We start from the raw sequence: 15240 nt of genomic DNA on the forward strand, positions 1-15240 counted from the left end.
AGGCTGGACGCCGTGACCGTGACCGTGTGGTGGGCCGCCCCGACCGATCCCGGTGGGCGGCCCGATCTCGTGGCCCTGCTGGACGCGCACGAGCGCGAGCGGATGGCGGCGCTGCGCCGCGCCGGGGACCGGGCCCGTTACCTGGCCGCGCACGCGTTGGCCCGGCTGGTGCTGGCGGAGCACCTGGGCGCCGATCCGGCGTCGATCGACATGGACCGCACCTGCCGCTGCGGGAAGCCGCACGGCAAGCCGCGACTCGCCGGGCACGGCGACGCCGCCCCCGGCTTCTCGCTGACCCACTCCGGCGCGCTGGTCGGGGTGGCGCTGGGGCCCGGCCCGGTCGGCGTCGACGTCGAGCAGCACCGCGAGCTGACCGGGCTGGAGGGGCTGGCCCGGCACGCACTGTCCCCCGGCGAGCGCGAGCGGGGACTGCCCGGCCCGGCCGGGTTCCTGGTCACCTGGACCCGCAAGGAGGCCCTGCTCAAGGCCACCGGCGACGGGCTGTCCGCGCCGATGGACGCCATCACGCTGTCCGCGCCCGGCGACCCGGCGCGGGTCCTGCACTGGCCGGACGCGACCGGCTCGTGGTGGCTCGCCGACATCGACACCCCGCACCCGGACCATCCCGGAGCCGTCGCCGGCGCCGGTGCCGACGTGCCGCTGATCACGGTCTCCGACGGCGACGCGGTCCTGTCGGTGGTCCGGGGCACCATGGGCGGGTGAGCTCGCCGGACCGGCCGGGCGCGACCGGGGCGCGCTGGGTGCTGCACCTCGACATGGACGCGTTCTTCGCCTCCGTCGAGCAGCTGACCCGGCCCACCCTCGCCGACCGTCCGGTGCTGGTCGGCGGGGCGGGGCCGCGCGGCGTCGTCGCGGGCGCCAGCTACCAGGCGCGGGTGTTCGGGGCGCGCTCGGCGATGCCGATGGGGCAGGCCCGGCGGCGCTGCCCGCACGCCACCGTGCTGCCGCCCCGGTTCCCGCTGTACAAAGCGGTCTCGGACGAGGTGATGGCGGTGCTCGCCGAGTTCTCGCCGGTCCTCGAACCGGTCTCGGTGGACGAGGCGTTCATCGAGCCCCCGGCGCTGGCCGGCGCCTCGCCGGACACCGTGCGGGACTTCGGCACCCGGCTGCGCGCGGCGGTCCGGGAGCGGACCGGGCTGCCCGCCTCGGTCGGCGCGGGCTCCGGCAAGCAGATCGCCAAGATCGCCTCCGAGCTGGCGAAGCCGGACGGGCTGCGGGTCGTCGCGCACGCCGAGCAGGGCGCCGTGCTCGATCCGCTGCCGGTGCGCTCGCTGTGGGGCATCGGGCCGGTGTCCGGCGAGGCGCTGCGCCGGATCGGGATCGAGACGATCGGCCAGCTCGCCGCGATGGACGGCCGGGAGGTCACCGGGGTGCTGGGCACGGCGATGGGCACCGAGCTGCACCGCCTGGCCCGCGGGATCGACGACCGGCCGGTCGCCCCGCGCGGCGCGGCCAAGCAGATCAGCGCCGAGACCACCTTCGACACCGACCTGACCGCGATGTCCGCGGTGCACGCCGCCGTCGAGTCGATCTGCGTGGCGGTGCACCGCAGGCTGGTCGCCGACGGCCGGGCCGCGCGCACCGTCACCGTCAAGGCGCGCACCGGCGACTTCGTCACCCACACCCGGTCGGAGACGACACCGTTCCCCAGCCGGGACCTCGCCACGCTGGTCGCGGTGGCCCGCCGGCTCGCCGACACCGCGGTCGGCGAGGGCGGGGTGCGGCTGCTCGGGGTGTCGGTGTCGGGCTTCGGCGAGGAGCCGCCGCTGGCCCTGTTCGACGCGGTGCCCTCGGCACAGGGGTGGCGCGCGGCCCCGGTGGACCCGGACGGCACGGGACCGGGCAGGGCGGCCCCGGGAGGCGAGGCCCCCGGCACAGCGGCCCCGAGCGGCGCTGCGGCCGGGCGGATGAGCACGCCGGTGGCGGTCGAGGAGCCGGCGGGGCACCCGGCGGTGCCCGGGGAGGAGCCGGCCGGCCGGGCGGCTCCCGGGGAGCCGCCCGGCGACGACCGGCCGTGGCGGGCCGGCGACGACGTCGGCCATCCCGAACACGGCCACGGCTGGGTACAGGGCGCCGGGCACGGCCGGGTCACCGTCCGGTTCGAGACCGCGCTGACCGGGCCGGGCCGCACCCGCACGCTGGACGCCGCCGATCCGCAGCTGACCCGCGCCGATCCGCTCCTGAGCTGGCGGCCGGCCGGGTGAACCGGCCGGACCGGGCCCGGCCGATCAGCGGACCCGGCCGATCAACGCTCAGCCGACCAGCGGGCTCGGCCGACCGGCGCTCTGCTGACCAGGCTCGGCCGACCGGCGCTCAGCCGATCAGCGGGCTCCGGTGCGGCGGGGCGACCCGGGTGCCCGCGGCGACCCGGATCCCGAGTCCGGGTGCGGTGCGGGCGAGGCCGTCGAGCACCGCGCCCAGCGCGACGTCAGCGGCGGGCTCGCCCGCCACCAGCAGCACCCCGTTGCCGGCCGGGTGGTCGCCGGCCCAGGCGGTGATCCGGCCGACCGCGTCGCGCGGGGAGATCCGTTCGACCCGCCACGCCTCGGCGTAGAACAGGGCCACCGACTCCGGCCCGCGGGGGAACGTGAAGACGGTGTCGGCGTCCGCGAGCAGGCCCTCCAGCCCGTGCCCGGCCGACTCACCGGCCGGCTCGGTGCCGAGAACGACCAGGGTGGGGAGCGGGTCGACGCTCATCGCAATGTCCTCCTCGAGGGTCCGCGCCCTCAACAGTGGGAACTCCTGCGACGACGGCCAGTCTCCTGGCTCCCGGATCGACGCGCTCCCCCGCCTTCCCACCCTCGCCGGGCAGTGGCCTGCGGGGTGGGGAGCGCTCCCCGGTGACAGTGGCGGGACCGCGCCGGACTCGCACCGGCTTCCTGCACCGTCGTCCGGGTCAGCCCATCACGAGCCGGTCGGGGGGTCAACAACGAGTGACGGTGACGCCTGCCCGGCGGCGAGGTCCCGCACCACCGGGACCAGCGCACCGGCCAACCGCCGGTGCGAGTCCGCATCGAGATGGCAGCCGGCTATCCCGGTCCGGGTGATCGGGGCCGCATCGAGGAACGCGTGACCACCGGCGGCCGCCAGCGCGCGCAGCGGCCCGGCGAGCCGTCGTGACGCGGCGGCCGAGGCCGCGTCGTAGCCCCCGGGGGGCATCGACGCGACGAACCGCTCGGCGGTCCCGTCCATCGGCGGCGGCGCGACGACCACGAACCGCGGCGCCGGCAGCCCGAGCGTCGCCGCGGACCCGGCCGGATGGTCCAGGTAGCGGCCGAGCGCGCGGGCGACGTCGTCCGGGGTGCGGGCGTAGCGGGTCCGCAGGTCGTTCGTGCCGAGCATCAGGACGATCACGTCCAGCGGCAGGTGGCTGTCCACGCAGGCGGTGAAGTAGCCCGGCGCGGCCGGGCCGGCCGAGGATCGTGTCCTGGAGATCGGTGGTGCGCCCGGGGAGCCCCTCCTCGACGACGTCGTGACCGGCGCCGAGCAGCTGCTGCAGCACCCCCGGCCAGCGCACGCCGGCGGCGTACCTGGCCCGCTCCCCGGGACGATCCCGTAGGTGTTGGAGTCGCCGAAGCACAGCACCCGGGAGGAGCCGGGCACGGTCGTCACGGCCGGGGCTCCGGCGCCGGCCTGCGCCCGGGAGGGATCACCAACAGGCAGGCCAGCGCGGTCACCAGGGACAGCCCGGACGCGACCGTGAAGGCCGCGGCGCAGCCCTGCACGGTGGCCTCCGCCCCGCCACCGGCGGCGACGGCGACGGCGACCGTCGCGGCGACGGTGGACAGCGCCGCCGTGCCGAGCGAACCGCCGAGCTGCTGCATGACGTTGGTGGTGGCCGGGGCGACCCCGACCTGGTCGGCGGGCAGGTCGCGGGTGGCGCTGCTCATCGAGGTGCTGGAGGTCATGCCCTGGCCGACGCCGGACACGATCAGTGCGGGCAGCAGCCCGGTGGAGTAGCCGGTCCCGGTGTCGATCAGGGCGAGCACGGCCAGCGCGGGTGGACTGGGACATGTGGGGGTCTCCGCTCAGCTGAACACCGTCCGGAGTAGCGCGACCGCGCGCTCCACGTGGGGCAACGGGGAGTCGCCGGCGTCGGTCGAGCGCGCCCAGTTCTCCATGCCGGTGCGGACGGCGGCCATCGCCATCGAGGCGATCAGCACCGGGAGCTGCGGATCGACGTCGGGGCCCATCCGCAGCGCGGCGGCGTCGGCGAGCCTGCGGGTGGAGGACCGGCGTCACGGTCCGACGGGGGCCTCCAGCCCGGCGACCGGGCCGATCACCACGATCGCGGGCGGGCTGACCTCCTCCGCGGCGGCGACCTCGGCGGCCGTCGCCAGGGTCGCCCGCACGGTCCGCTGGATCCGGGTGGTGCCGTCCTGCACGATCAGCACCGGGGTCGCCGGGTCGCGGCCGTGCTCGACGAGGACCTCGGCGAACCGGCCGAGCCGCTCCACCGCCATCATCAGCACGATGGTGCCGGTCATCCGGCCGAGCGCCGTCCAGTCGGTGAGGCTGCGCGGGTCCTCCGGCGCGACGTGCCCGGAGACGACGACGATCTCGTGCGCCACCCCGCGGTGCGTCACCGGTGTCCCGGCGACGGCGGGCGCGGCGAACGCGCTGGTGATGCCCGGGACGACGGTGACCGGCACCCCGGCAGCGGCGCACGCCTGCACCTCCTCGAACCCGCGGCCGTAGACGAACGGGTCGCCGCCCTTGAGCCGCACCACGAACTTCCCGGCCCTGGCATGCTCCACCAGCAGCTCGTTGATCTTCTCCTGGGTCATCGCCCGGCCGTACGGAATCTTCGAGGCGTCGATGACCTCGACGTCCGGCGGGAACTCGTCCATCAGGTCGCGCGGGCCGAGCCGGTCGGTGACGACGACCTGGGCCCGGGACAGCAGCCGCCGCCCGCGGACGGTGATCAGCTCCGGATCGCCGGGGCCGCCGCCGACCAGCGCGACACCCGGCTGCGGGGGCTCCGCGCTCTCGTCGACGACGCCGGACTGCAGCGCCTCGACCAGCGCGGTGCGGACCGCCGCCGAACGCCGGTGCGCGCCCCGGGCCAGCACGCCGACGGTCAGCCCGTCGTGCGCGCCGGTGGCCGGGGTGACCGCGGTGCCCCGGGCCCCGTCGTCGGCGCGGACGCAGAACACCCGGTCCCGCTCCGCCTCCGCGGTGACCGCCCCGTTCACCGCCGCGTCGTCGGTCGCGGCGATCGCGTACCAGGCGCCTGCCAGGTCACCCTCGGCGTAGCGGCGGGCGGTCCAGGTGATCTCACCGGCCGACACCATGCCCTCGACGGCCGGGGTGACCTCGGGCGACACCACCTCGACCAGCGCCCCGGCCGCGATCAGCCGGGCGACCCGGCGCTGGGCGACCTGCCCCCCGCCGACCACGACGACGCGCCGGCCGGACAGGTCCAGACCGACCAGGTACTGCTCGTGCTGCGCGCTCAACGACGATCCTCTCCCGGGCGCTCCGTGCCCATCCCCCGGCGGCCCGTCCCCGGTGCCCCGTGCCCGCCCCGGCGGTGCGTGCCCGGTCCGGTGAACCCCGGCTCCCGTGCGGCGGCGGTCGAGGATAACGAGCCGGACGCCCTCGGCAGGCCCCGCGGAGGCCAAACCCACACCGGACCACCCATACCCCGCCCCAGCCCCGGCCCCGGCAGCCGCGCGGGCACGGGCCACGGCACGCGGCGCGCAGCCGCACCCGGCCACCGCCACCGCCCTGGCCACGATTCGCACGGGATGGCTGCGTTCGCACGGCATCGGATCCCGTGCGAACGCAGCGAACCCGTGCGGCTGGCGGGGCGAGGCCGGGTGCCGGGGGGGGGGAGGAGGGCCGGGCAGGTGGCGGCGCCGGGGGCGAGGGCGTGAACGGATCCAGGGGCGGCGCGGGATTCGAGGCAGGAGCGGCTCGGGGGGCCGGGGACCGTGCGACCGCCACGGTCACTCCCCGGCCCGCGGTCTTGGGCACCAGCAGCACCGCGCCGGGGCCGGCCGCCAGCAGCGCCGCGGCCTCGGCGACCGCGGGCGTCCCGGTGGCGGCGGCGACCAGATCGCTGGGGGTCGGCACCGGAACCCGGGCGAGCTGCTCGGCGGTGAAACCGCGCGGGATGCGCGGCGTGACGGCCTGCAGCAGCCCCGGCTCGGCGATCCGCCGGTCCAGCGTCGCGACGACGGCGGGACCAAGCTCCAGGCCGTGCTCCGCCGCCACCCGGCGCAGCAGCCCCTGCACCGCAGCGGCCGTCACCCCCGGCCGCATCCCCACCCCCACGGTGATCACCGGTTGTGGAGCCGGATCTCCACCTCGCGGGCGTTCCGCTCCAGAACCGGTGATCATGCGCCGGCGACCAGGCGGGCAACGGCGTCGGGGTTGCCCGCCGGATGGGTGTGCAGGAAGGAGGCGTGCACGCCGCGGGCCACGTGGCCCTCCGGCTCCCCGCCGCGCCACGCCCAGGCGGGTTCCGCACCTGCCCGCGGGGTGACCGCGCAGCGGTGGAACTCGTGCGCCCCCACCCGCGCCCCGGCGTCGAACAGCGGCGACGCCGACACCGCCACCGCGTCCCGGTAGCCGAGAGTGAGCCGGTCGGTCATCGCGGCCGAGGCGTCGAGCACCCCGCACATGGGAGTGCCGTCGAGGTCCCGGCACAGGTAGAGCAGCCCGCCGCACTCGGCGTGCACCGGTGCGCCGGACGCGGCCAGCCGGGCCACCGCCGCCCGCAGCGAGCGGTTCTCCCCCAGCGCGCCGACGTGCTCTTCCGGGAAGCCGCCGGGCAGCACGAGCGCCGACGTCCCGTCCGGCAGGTCCGGATCACGCAGCGGATCGACGACCACGACCTGCGCCCCGGCGGCGGCGAGCAGCTCGACGTGCTCGGCGTAGCCGAACCCGAACGCCGGGCCGCCGGCCACCGCGACCACCGGCCGGGCAACACCCGAGGCCACCCCCACCGGCCGGGCAGCGTCCCGGACTGCGAGGGCGGCGGCGATCTCGGCGTCCGGGTCCCAGAGCGGGCCGTCGGGCAGCGGCCGGGCGAGGGCGAGCACCGCGTCGAGATCGACGTGCGCCGCGACCAGCTCCGCCATCGCGTCCACGGCGGCGGTCGCGGCGGCACCGTGCTCCGCGGCGGTGACCAGACCGAGATGCCGGGAGGGCACGGCGAGCTCGGCCCGCCGCGGCACCGCGCCGAGCACCGGCAGCCCGATCTCGTCGGCGGCGGCGCGCAGCACCTCCTCGTGCCGCGCCGAGCCGACCCGGTTCAGGATCACCCCGGCGACCGTGACCGACGGATCGAACGACCGGAAGCCGTGCAGCAGCGCGGCCAGCGACCGGGACTGCCCGCGGACGTCCACCACCAGCACGACCGGCACGCCCAGCGCGGCGGCGACCTGCGCCGTCGAACCGGAGCCGTCCGGGATGCGGCCGTCGAACAGGCCCATCACCCCCTCGACGACGGCCACGTCGGCGTCCCGGGAGCCGTGCCGGGCCAGCGGGGCGAGCCGTTCCGCGCCCTGCAGCACGACGTCGAGATTGCGGCCCGGCCGTCCCGCCGCCAGCGTGTGGTAGCCGGGATCGATGTAGTCCGGGCCGACCTTGAACGGCGCGACCCGGGTGCCCCGGCGGCGCAGCGCGGCCATCAGGCCGGTGGAGACGGTCGTCTTCCCGCTCCCCGACGACGGTGCCGCGACCACCAGGGCGCGCGCGGTCACCACTCGATCCCTCGCTGCCCCTTCTGGCCGGCGTCCATCGGGTGCTTGACCTTCGTCGTCTCCATCACCAGGTCGGCGGCGTCGACGAGTGCCTGCGGCGCGTCCCGGCCGGTGATGATCACGTGCTGGTGCCCGGGCCGGTCGGTCAGCTCGGCGACCACCTCGTCGACGTCGATCCAGCCCCACTTCAGCGGGTAGGTGAACTCGTCGAGCACGTAGAGGCCGTGCCGCTCGTCGCGCAGCCGGCGGCGGATCTCGGCCCAGCCCTCGCGGGCGTCCTCGGCGTGGTCGGTCTCCGAGCCCTGCTTGCGCGACCAGGACCAGCCCGAGCCCATCTTGTGCCATTCGACGGGGCCGCCCTCCCCGGTCTCGTCGTGCACCCGGCCGAGCGCGCGGAACGCCTCTTCCTCGCCGACCTTCCACTTCGCCGACTTCACGAACTGGAAGACCCCGATCGACCAGCCCTGGTTCCAGCCACGCAGGGCCATCCCGAACGCGGCCGTCGACTTCCCCTTCATGACGCCGGTGTGCACGACCAGCAGCGGCCGGTTGCGGCGCTGCCGGGTGGTCAGCCCGTCTGCGGGGGTGACGCTCACCTGTCCCTGCGGCACGGCGGGCCCTCCTCTCAGGCGGTGCGGGCGGACCGGACGAGGTCCCCCACGCTCTCGGCGGTCAGCTCGTCCAGGGTCACCAGCTCGCCACCGGCGGACGCGGCGAGCGGCCCGGCCAGCCCGAGCCGGACGTGCCCGGACTCGCAGTCGACGACGACGGTGTGCACGCCGTCGTCGGCCAGCAGGCCGGCCGCGCGCCGGGCGTCGGCCACCGGATCGCCGCCGGGGCGGGCCGGCACGGTGGCGCGGCCGTCGGTCAGCAGCACGACGAGCGGGCGGCGGCGCGGATCGCGGCGGCGTTCGGCGGCGAGCACCGAGCGGGCCCGCAGGATGCCCTCGGCGAGCGGGGTCCGGCCGCCGGTGCGCAGCGTCGCGAGCCGCTGCTGCGCGGTCGGGACCGACGACGTCGGCGGCAGTGTCAGCTCCGCCGCCCTGGCCCGGAACGTCACCAGCCCGACCTTGTCGCGACGCTGGTAGGCGTCCCGCAGCAGGCCGAGGACGGCGCCGGAGACGGCCGTCATGCGGGTGCGCGCGGCCATCGACCCGGACGCGTCGACGACGAACAGCACCAGGTTCCCCTCGCGCCCCTCCCGCTCGGCGCGGCGCAGGTCACCCCGCTGCACGAGCAGCCCGGGGCCGCTGCGGCCGCGCTGCGCCTGGTGCGGCGCCGCCGCCAGCACGGTGGCCGGCAGGTGCAGGTCGGCGGCCCGGGCGGTGCCCCCGTCGGTCGGCCGGACGACCCGGCCGGTCTCGGTGCGGGCCCGCGACCGGCGCCCGGGTGCGCCCGCGCCGAGGCCGGGGACGGCGAACTTCCGGATCGTCGCCCGGCGCAGCCGCGCGGCGGCACCGACGACGACGGCGTTCCCCTTCCCGCCGTCGCCACCCGGCCGCCGGTCGGTGTCCCCCGAGCCGTCGGGACCGGGGTCCTGCTGCGCGTCCGTGCCGGCGGGATCGCCGGGGCCTGCGTCGTGGCTCGGGTCGTCCCCGGCCGGGCCACCGTCCGCGCCGGGCCGGTCCGGCCCGTCCTGCGGGCCGCGCCGGTCGTGCGGACCGGAGCCGCCCGGCGGTCCGGCCCCGTCCGGGCCGGATTCCTCGCCGGTTCCGTCCGGGCCGGATCCGTCGTGCAGATCTGATCCGTCGGGACCGGCCCCGCCGTCCGGGCCGTCGGGGTCCGGGCCGTCGGGGTCCGGGCTGTCGGGGTCCGGATCGTCGTCGGGGCCGAGCTGGTCCTCGGCGTCGCGCAGGGCCTCCTCGAGGTCCTTCTCGTCGATCCCCGGCTCGTCGAACGGGTCGCGCCGGCGCCGGTGCGGCAGCGCGAGCCGGGCGGCGACCCGGACGTCGTCCTCCACCACGGCGGTGCGCCCCTCCCAGGCGGCGTGCGCCGCGGCCGCCCGGCTGATCACCAGGTCGGCGCGCATCCCGTCGACGTCGAACCGGGCGCAGACGAACGCGATCCGGCGCAGCTCCCGGTCCGGCAGCCGGACCGCGGTGACCCGCTCCCGGGCGGCGCGCAACCGGGCGGCGGTGTCGGTCTCGGCGTCGGCGAACCGGGCGGCGAACCCGGCCGGGTCGTCCTCGAACGCCAGCCGCCGCCGGGTCACCTCGACCCGGGTGTCGACGTCGCGCGAGGCCCGCACCTCCACGGTCAGCCCGAACCGGTCGAGCAGCTGCGGGCGCAGCTCGCCCTCCTCCGGGTTCATCGTCCCGACCAGCAGGAACCGGGCTGCGTGCGCGACCGAGACCCCGTCCCGCTCGACGTGTGCGCGGCCCATCGCGGCCGCGTCGAGCAGCAGGTCCACCAGGTGGTCGTGCAGCAGGTTGACCTCGTCGACGTAGAGCACCCCGCGGTGCGCGTCGGCGAGCAGCCCCGGCTGGTACGCGCGCCTGCCCTCGGACAGCGCCCGCTCCAGGTCGAGCGACCCGACCAGGCGGTCCTCGGTGGCACCCACCGGCAGCTCCACCAGCCGGGCCGGGCGCCGGGCGCTGGGCTCGCCGAGCAGGTGCGGGCCGTCCGGGCAGCCGGGGTCCGGGGCGGCCGGATCGCAGCCGAACCGGCAGCCCTCGACGACGTCGAGATCCGGCAGCAGCGCGGCCAGCGCCCGCACGGCCGTCGACTTCGCGGTGCCCTTCTCACCGCGCACCAGCACACCGCCGACGCCCGGGTGCACGGCGTTGAGCAGCAGCGCCAGCCGCAGGTCGTCGTGCCCGACGACGGCGGAGAACGGGAATCGGGGGGACGTCACCGCAGCGCTCACCCGGCCGAGGCTGCCAGACCGGACGTCAGCACCGGGAGGTCGGCGGGTCCATCGTGTCGGATCACATGTTCAAGTGACGACGTGTCAAGGTGTCGTTCCACCAGGTCGGCCAGCAGATCGGCCTGCCGGGTCCGCTCGGCGGCGAACGACGTGTCGTCCGCCACCCGGAAGCCGTCCCGGCCCGCCTCGGCGGCCAGCCGGGTCAGCAGCGCACGCCGGAAGCCGTCGTTCTCGGCGAGCCCGTGCCAGTGCGTGCCGAGCACGTGGCCGCGATCGGAGCCCTCGTCGCCGACCAGGCCGGGATCGCCGGAGCGCACGACCCGGCCGTGGTGGATCTCGTACCCGGTCACCGGATGCCCCCAGGCGGTCGACGACGGCGTGGCCAGGTGCTTCGCCCGGTCGAAGGCGATCTCCAGGTCCAGCAGGCCGAGCCCGTCGACGGCGGTCCCGGCCGGCGCCTCGACGCCGTGCGGGTCGGCGATCGCGGCGCCCAGCATCTGGTAGCCGCCGCAGATGCCGAGCACCGGCCGTCCGGCGGCGGCGTGCGCGAGCACCGCGTCGGCCATCCCGGACGACCGCAGCCACCCGAGATCGGACACGGTGGACTTCGACCCGGGCAGCACAACGACGTCGGTGTCGGCGATCCGGGACGGCTCGGTCACGTACCGGACGGCGACGCCCGGCTCGCAGGCCAGCGCCTCGGCGTCGGTGGCGTTGGAGATCCGCGGCAGCCGGACCACCGACACCCGCAGCCACTGCCCGCCGCGCGGCGGTGCGGGCCGGCCGAGGATCCCGTCGGCGACGGCGGACAGCGAGTCCTCGGCGTCCAGCCACAGACCCTCGACGAACGGCAGCACCCCCAGGGTGGGACGGCCGGTGCGCGCCCGCAGCTGCCCCAGCCCCGGTTCGAGCAGCCGGACGTCCCCGCGGAACTTGTTGATCACGAATCCGGCGACCAGCGCCTGGTCGGCCGGTTCGAGGACGGCGAGGGTGCCGAACAGGTGCGCGAGCACCCCGCCGCGGTCGATGTCACCGACGACGAGCACCGGCAGGTCGTTGCGCCGGGCGAAGCCCATGTTCGCCAGGTCGGTGGCGCGCAGGTTGATCTCCGCGGGGGATCCGGCGCCCTCGCAGACGACGACGTCGTAGCGCTCCCGCAGCCGGGCCAGCGAGTCGGCCACGACCTCGGCGAGTGCCGCGGTGCGGTGCCGGTAGGACAGCGCCGACACCTGCCCGTCGGCCCGCCCCCGCACGACGACCTGGGAGGTCCGGTCGCTGCCCGGCTTCAGCAGCACCGGATTGAGATCGACACCGGGGGCGATCCCGCAGGCGTGGGCCTGCATCGCCTGGGCCCGCCCGATCTCCCCGCCGTCCGGCGTGACGACCGAGTTGTTGCTCATGTTCTGGGCCTTGAACGGCGCCACCGACACCCCGCGCCGGTGCAGCCAGCGGCAGATGCCGGCGACGACGGCGCTCTTTCCCGCGTCCGAGGTCGTCCCGGCGATCAGCACCGCGCCCGAGAGGTCGACTGCCACACCGGTCAGTATCCCTGTGCGGCACGACTACCCTGGACGGCGTGCGTTTCCTGTTCCGGCCCGGCTGGCTCGCCTTCATCGGCGTCGTCTGTGCGTTCGTGGTGGCCTGCTACACGCTGCTCGCGCCGTGGCAGTTCGATCGCGAGGCCGAACGGGAGGCGCAGAATGCCGCCATCGCCGCCGCCGACGGCACCCCGGCCGTCCCGTTCGCCGAGCTGGTCCCGCCGGGCGAGGCCGTCTCGCCGGACGACATCTGGCGCCGGGTCGACCTGACCGGCACCTACGAGCAGGACGCCGAGGCGCTGGTCCGGCTCCGGGTCGTCGACGGCGCACCCGCCTACGAGGTGCTGACGCCGCTACGGCTCACCGACGGGCGACTGGTCGTCGTCAACCGGGGCACGGTCGCCGGCGGCGAGGGCGGCGTCGTGCCCGGGTTCGCGCCCGCCCCGACCGGCACCGTGAGCGTCGAGGGGCGGCTGCGGCTCAACGAGAACGACCCGCAGGGCAGGCCGCCGCTGCTCGACGGCGGCACCCGGCAGATCTACGCGGCCGACTCCCGGGCCCTCGCCGAGGCGACCGGCACGGATCCGGTCGAGGGCGTCGTGTCCCTCGACGAGGACCAGGCCGGGGTGCTGAACCCGATCCCGATCGCACCGCCGGGCGGCGGGGCGCCGTTCAGCAACTTCTCCTACGCGCTGCAGTGGCTGACGTTCGGCGTGGTCGCGCTGGTCGCGCTGGTGATCTTCATCCGGCTGGAGATGCTGCAACGACGCGGCGGCCGGGACACCCGCGGCAGCCTGCGCGAGCAGCTGTCCGGCCGGGACGGCTACGGCTCGGACGGTCCCGGCTCAGAGGGTCCCGGCTCGGACGGTCCCGCGATGGCGACCGGCGAGGGTGTCGAGGGTCGCGCGGACCGGTGACGGCCCGGCGCTAGGGTCTCGCGCGCACACATCGGCGCTCCCCGAGGAGAGACATGGACCGCGCGACCGCATTCCGGGCCCTTCGTGACGTCGGCGCCGCCGCCTGGTTCGGCGGCTCGCTGATGGGGGTCTCCGGCCTGAACGCCGCGGCCGACGCCGCCGGCGGGCCCGCCGACCGGCAGCGGGTCGCGCAGGCCGGCTGGTCCACCTGGACCCCGATCGCGCGGGCCGCGCTCGCCGCGACCCTGACCGGGGGTCTCGGTCAGCTGGCGACCCGTCGCGGGAGCGGTGACGCGGTCGGGATCGGGCTGACCGTCGCCGCCGCGGGCGTCACCGCGGGCACCGCCGTGCTGGGCGGCCGCGACGACACCCCGGCGGCCGCGATCCGCGCCGCCGAGTGGGTCGTCCCGGCGCTGCTCGCAGGCGTGATCCTGAGCGGCGCGCGCCGGTAGGTCGCCGCCGGGTCGGGCCCCCGGGCGATGTCCGCCCACCTCGCGGGTGGGCCCGGGCAGCGCCGTCACGCCCCGGCGCGGGACCCGGCCGCCGTGCGGGCTGCGCCGACCGTGCAGGCTGTGCCGATCGCCAGCACCCCGGCGGCCGCGGCCACCAGCCGCGACAGGCGTGCGGCCCGCGCCAGGTCGGCCCGGCGCGGCGGGTGGCCGTCGCCGAGGGTGGGCCGGTTCTCGGTGCCGTACGGGTAGGTCGTCGGCCCGCCCAGCCGCAGGCCCAGTGCGCCGGCGGCGGTCGCCTCAACCGGTCCGGCGTTCGGGCTGGGATGGGCGGCGGCGTCGCGGCGCCAGGCGCGCAGCGCGTCCCGCGGCGATCCACCGACGACCGGGGCGAGCGCGACGGTGAGCAGGGCGGTGATCCGGGACGGGACGAGGTTCGCCACGTCGTCGAGCCGGGCCGCCGCCCAGCCGAACCGTTCGTAGCGTGCCGAGCGGTAGCCGACCATGGCGTCGAGGGTGTTCACGGCGCGATAGCCGAGCAGCCCGGGCACGCCCGCGACGGCGCCCCACACGAGCGGGCCGATCACCGCGTCCGAGGTGTTCTCGGCCAGCGACTCGACGCCGGCCCGGGCCATGCCGTCGGCGTCGAGCAGTTCCGGATCGCGGGCGCACAGGTGGGTCACCCGGGTGCGGGCCGCGGCCGTGTCACCCGCGTCGAGCGCCGCGGCGAGCGCGGTGCCCTCGCCGACCAGGGACGTCCCGCCCAGCACCGCCCAGGTGGACGCGGCGGTGACGGCGGTCCGGGTGACCGGCCCGCCGATCCGGCCGACCAGCACGCCGGCGGCGACCGTCCCGCCGACCAGCACCGTCGTGTACAGCACCCCGGCGGCCCGGGAGTCGCGGTACAGCCGCCGCTCCAGCGCGGCCGCGAGCGTGCCGAACGCCGCGACCGGGTGCCCGTGCCGCGGGTCGCCGAGCGTCGCGTCCGCCAGGATCCCGATCATCAGCCCGGCCGCCCGGGCACCGTCGCGCATGCGGGTGACGGTAGGTCGGCGCGCCGATCACCGAGCAGGCAGGATCACCCCATGCGCACCGACCACACGCCGGACGAGCTGGGCGCCGGCCCGTTCTACAAGCTGCTGACCAGCGTCGTCGTCCCCCGCCCGATCGCGTGGGTGTCCACCCGCTCGGCCGACGGCGTCGACAACCTGGCACCGCACTCGTTCTTCACGGTCTCCTGCGTCGATCCGCCGATGGTCCAGTTCACCTCGGTCGGGAAGAAGGACTCGCTGCGCAACGTCTCGGAGACCCGGGAGTTCGTGGTGTGCCTGGCCGGCGAGCCGATGTTCGAGAGGATCAACGCCACCGGCACCGACTTCCCGGCCGAGATCAGCGAGTTCGCCTCGGTCGGGCTGACCGCGGAGCCGAGCACCGCCGTCGCCCCGTGCCGGGTGGCGGAGTCCCCGGTCGCGCTGGAGTGCGTGCTGCACTCGGCGATCGAGCTCGGGAACTCCACCGTCGTGATCGGGCGGGTGGTGAACGCTGCGATCGACGACGACGTGTTCACCACCGACGAGCGCGGCCACTCGCTGCCCGACGTGCGCCGGCTCGCCCCGCTGGCCCGGCTCGGCCGCAACGAGTGGTCCCGGCTCGGCGAGATCATGGAGATCACCCGGATCCCCTACCGCGACTGGCCGGGCCACTACGCGAACGACTCCGACGGCTGACGGCCGGCCG

At 76.7% G+C, this 15240-nt stretch carries 14 protein-coding genes, 2 pseudogenes and 1 riboswitch; of the genes and pseudogenes, 5 read left to right on the forward strand and 11 right to left on the reverse strand.

Annotation, left to right across the window (positions count from 1 at the left end):
* Window positions 1–12: 12 nt before the first annotated feature.
* Window positions 13–723, forward strand: coding sequence for a 4'-phosphopantetheinyl transferase superfamily protein (locus ABZ881_RS05230; protein WP_358481953.1), 711 nt, complete (start codon window positions 13–15; stop codon window positions 721–723).
* A complete protein-coding gene (locus ABZ881_RS05235) occupies window positions 720–2225 on the forward strand; it encodes a DNA polymerase IV (protein ID WP_358481955.1) in 1506 nt (501 codons plus the stop codon). The genes ABZ881_RS05230 and ABZ881_RS05235 overlap by 4 nt, the downstream gene beginning before the upstream one ends.
* Window positions 2226–2334: 109 nt before the next feature.
* Here the strand turns inward: ABZ881_RS05235 and ABZ881_RS05240 are convergent, their stop codons facing one another.
* From ABZ881_RS05240 to ABZ881_RS05285, 10 genes and pseudogenes are all read right to left on the reverse strand, one after another.
* Window positions 2335–2718, reverse strand: coding sequence for a hypothetical protein (locus tag ABZ881_RS05240; protein WP_358481957.1), 384 nt, complete (start codon window positions 2716–2718; stop codon window positions 2335–2337).
* A 37-nt stretch (window positions 2719–2755) separates the two neighbouring features.
* Window positions 2756–2952, reverse strand: a riboswitch (cobalamin riboswitch).
* Complete coding sequence (locus ABZ881_RS05245; protein ID WP_358481959.1) at window positions 2926–3399, reverse strand: hypothetical protein; 474 nt, start codon at window positions 3397–3399, stop codon at window positions 2926–2928. (Overlaps the previous riboswitch by 27 nt.)
* 230 nt (window positions 3400–3629) lie before the next feature.
* Window positions 3630–4010, reverse strand: coding sequence for a hypothetical protein (locus ABZ881_RS05250; RefSeq protein ID WP_358481960.1), 381 nt, complete (start codon window positions 4008–4010; stop codon window positions 3630–3632).
* Window positions 4011–4049: 39 nt separating this feature from the next.
* Window positions 4050–4232 (reverse strand): annotated as a pseudogene (locus ABZ881_RS05255) (TetR family transcriptional regulator); the annotation flags it as partial.
* A 27-nt stretch (window positions 4233–4259) separates the two neighbouring features.
* Window positions 4260–5480 (reverse strand): uroporphyrinogen-III C-methyltransferase, encoded by a 1221-nt coding sequence (gene cobA / locus ABZ881_RS05260; protein WP_358481961.1) that lies wholly within the window; start codon window positions 5478–5480, stop codon window positions 4260–4262.
* A gap of 490 nt (window positions 5481–5970) precedes the next feature.
* Window positions 5971–6366: pseudogene (locus ABZ881_RS05265) on the reverse strand (cobalamin biosynthesis protein); the annotation flags it as partial.
* Entirely contained in the window at window positions 6363–7733 is a 1371-nt protein-coding gene (locus ABZ881_RS05270) for a cobyrinate a,c-diamide synthase (RefSeq protein WP_358481963.1), read from the reverse strand. The gene ABZ881_RS05270 and the pseudogene ABZ881_RS05265, both read right to left, overlap by 4 nt.
* Complete coding sequence (gene cobO / locus ABZ881_RS05275) at window positions 7730–8344, reverse strand: cob(I)yrinic acid a,c-diamide adenosyltransferase (protein ID WP_358481965.1); 615 nt, start codon at window positions 8342–8344, stop codon at window positions 7730–7732. The genes ABZ881_RS05270 and cobO overlap by 4 nt, the downstream gene beginning before the upstream one ends.
* Before the next feature lie 14 nt (window positions 8345–8358).
* Window positions 8359–10599: a VWA domain-containing protein gene (locus tag ABZ881_RS05280; RefSeq protein ID WP_358481966.1), complete on the reverse strand. Its 2241-nt coding sequence runs from the start codon at window positions 10597–10599 to the stop codon at window positions 8359–8361.
* Window positions 10596–12134 (reverse strand): cobyric acid synthase, encoded by a 1539-nt coding sequence (locus tag ABZ881_RS05285; protein ID WP_358481968.1) that lies wholly within the window; start codon window positions 12132–12134, stop codon window positions 10596–10598. The genes ABZ881_RS05280 and ABZ881_RS05285 overlap by 4 nt, the downstream gene beginning before the upstream one ends.
* A gap of 41 nt (window positions 12135–12175) precedes the next feature.
* On the opposite strand from ABZ881_RS05285, the gene ABZ881_RS05290 reads away from it, so the two are divergent.
* On the forward strand, window positions 12176–13054 hold the full coding sequence (locus tag ABZ881_RS05290; protein WP_358481970.1) for an SURF1 family protein: 879 nt from the start codon (window positions 12176–12178) through the stop codon (window positions 13052–13054).
* 53 nt (window positions 13055–13107) lie between these two features.
* Window positions 13108–13506, forward strand: coding sequence for a hypothetical protein (locus tag ABZ881_RS05295; protein WP_358481972.1), 399 nt, complete (start codon window positions 13108–13110; stop codon window positions 13504–13506).
* A 65-nt stretch (window positions 13507–13571) separates the two neighbouring features.
* Here ABZ881_RS05295 and ABZ881_RS05300 read toward each other — a convergent pair whose 3' ends face one another.
* Window positions 13572–14537: a cobalamin biosynthesis protein gene (locus ABZ881_RS05300; protein ID WP_358481973.1), complete on the reverse strand. Its 966-nt coding sequence runs from the start codon at window positions 14535–14537 to the stop codon at window positions 13572–13574.
* Window positions 14538–14588: 51 nt separating this feature from the next.
* Between ABZ881_RS05300 and ABZ881_RS05305 the strand changes: the two genes are divergently transcribed.
* The gene (locus ABZ881_RS05305; protein WP_358481975.1) at window positions 14589–15230 is read left to right on the forward strand and encodes a flavin reductase family protein; all 642 of its coding nucleotides are present in this window, start codon (window positions 14589–14591) and stop codon (window positions 15228–15230) included.
* The last annotated feature ends 10 nt before the right edge of the window (window positions 15231–15240 follow it).

Source organism: Pseudonocardia sp. NPDC046786 (genome assembly GCF_040645415.1).
In the GTDB taxonomy this organism is placed as follows: domain Bacteria; phylum Actinomycetota; class Actinomycetes; order Mycobacteriales; family Pseudonocardiaceae; genus Pseudonocardia; species Pseudonocardia kongjuensis.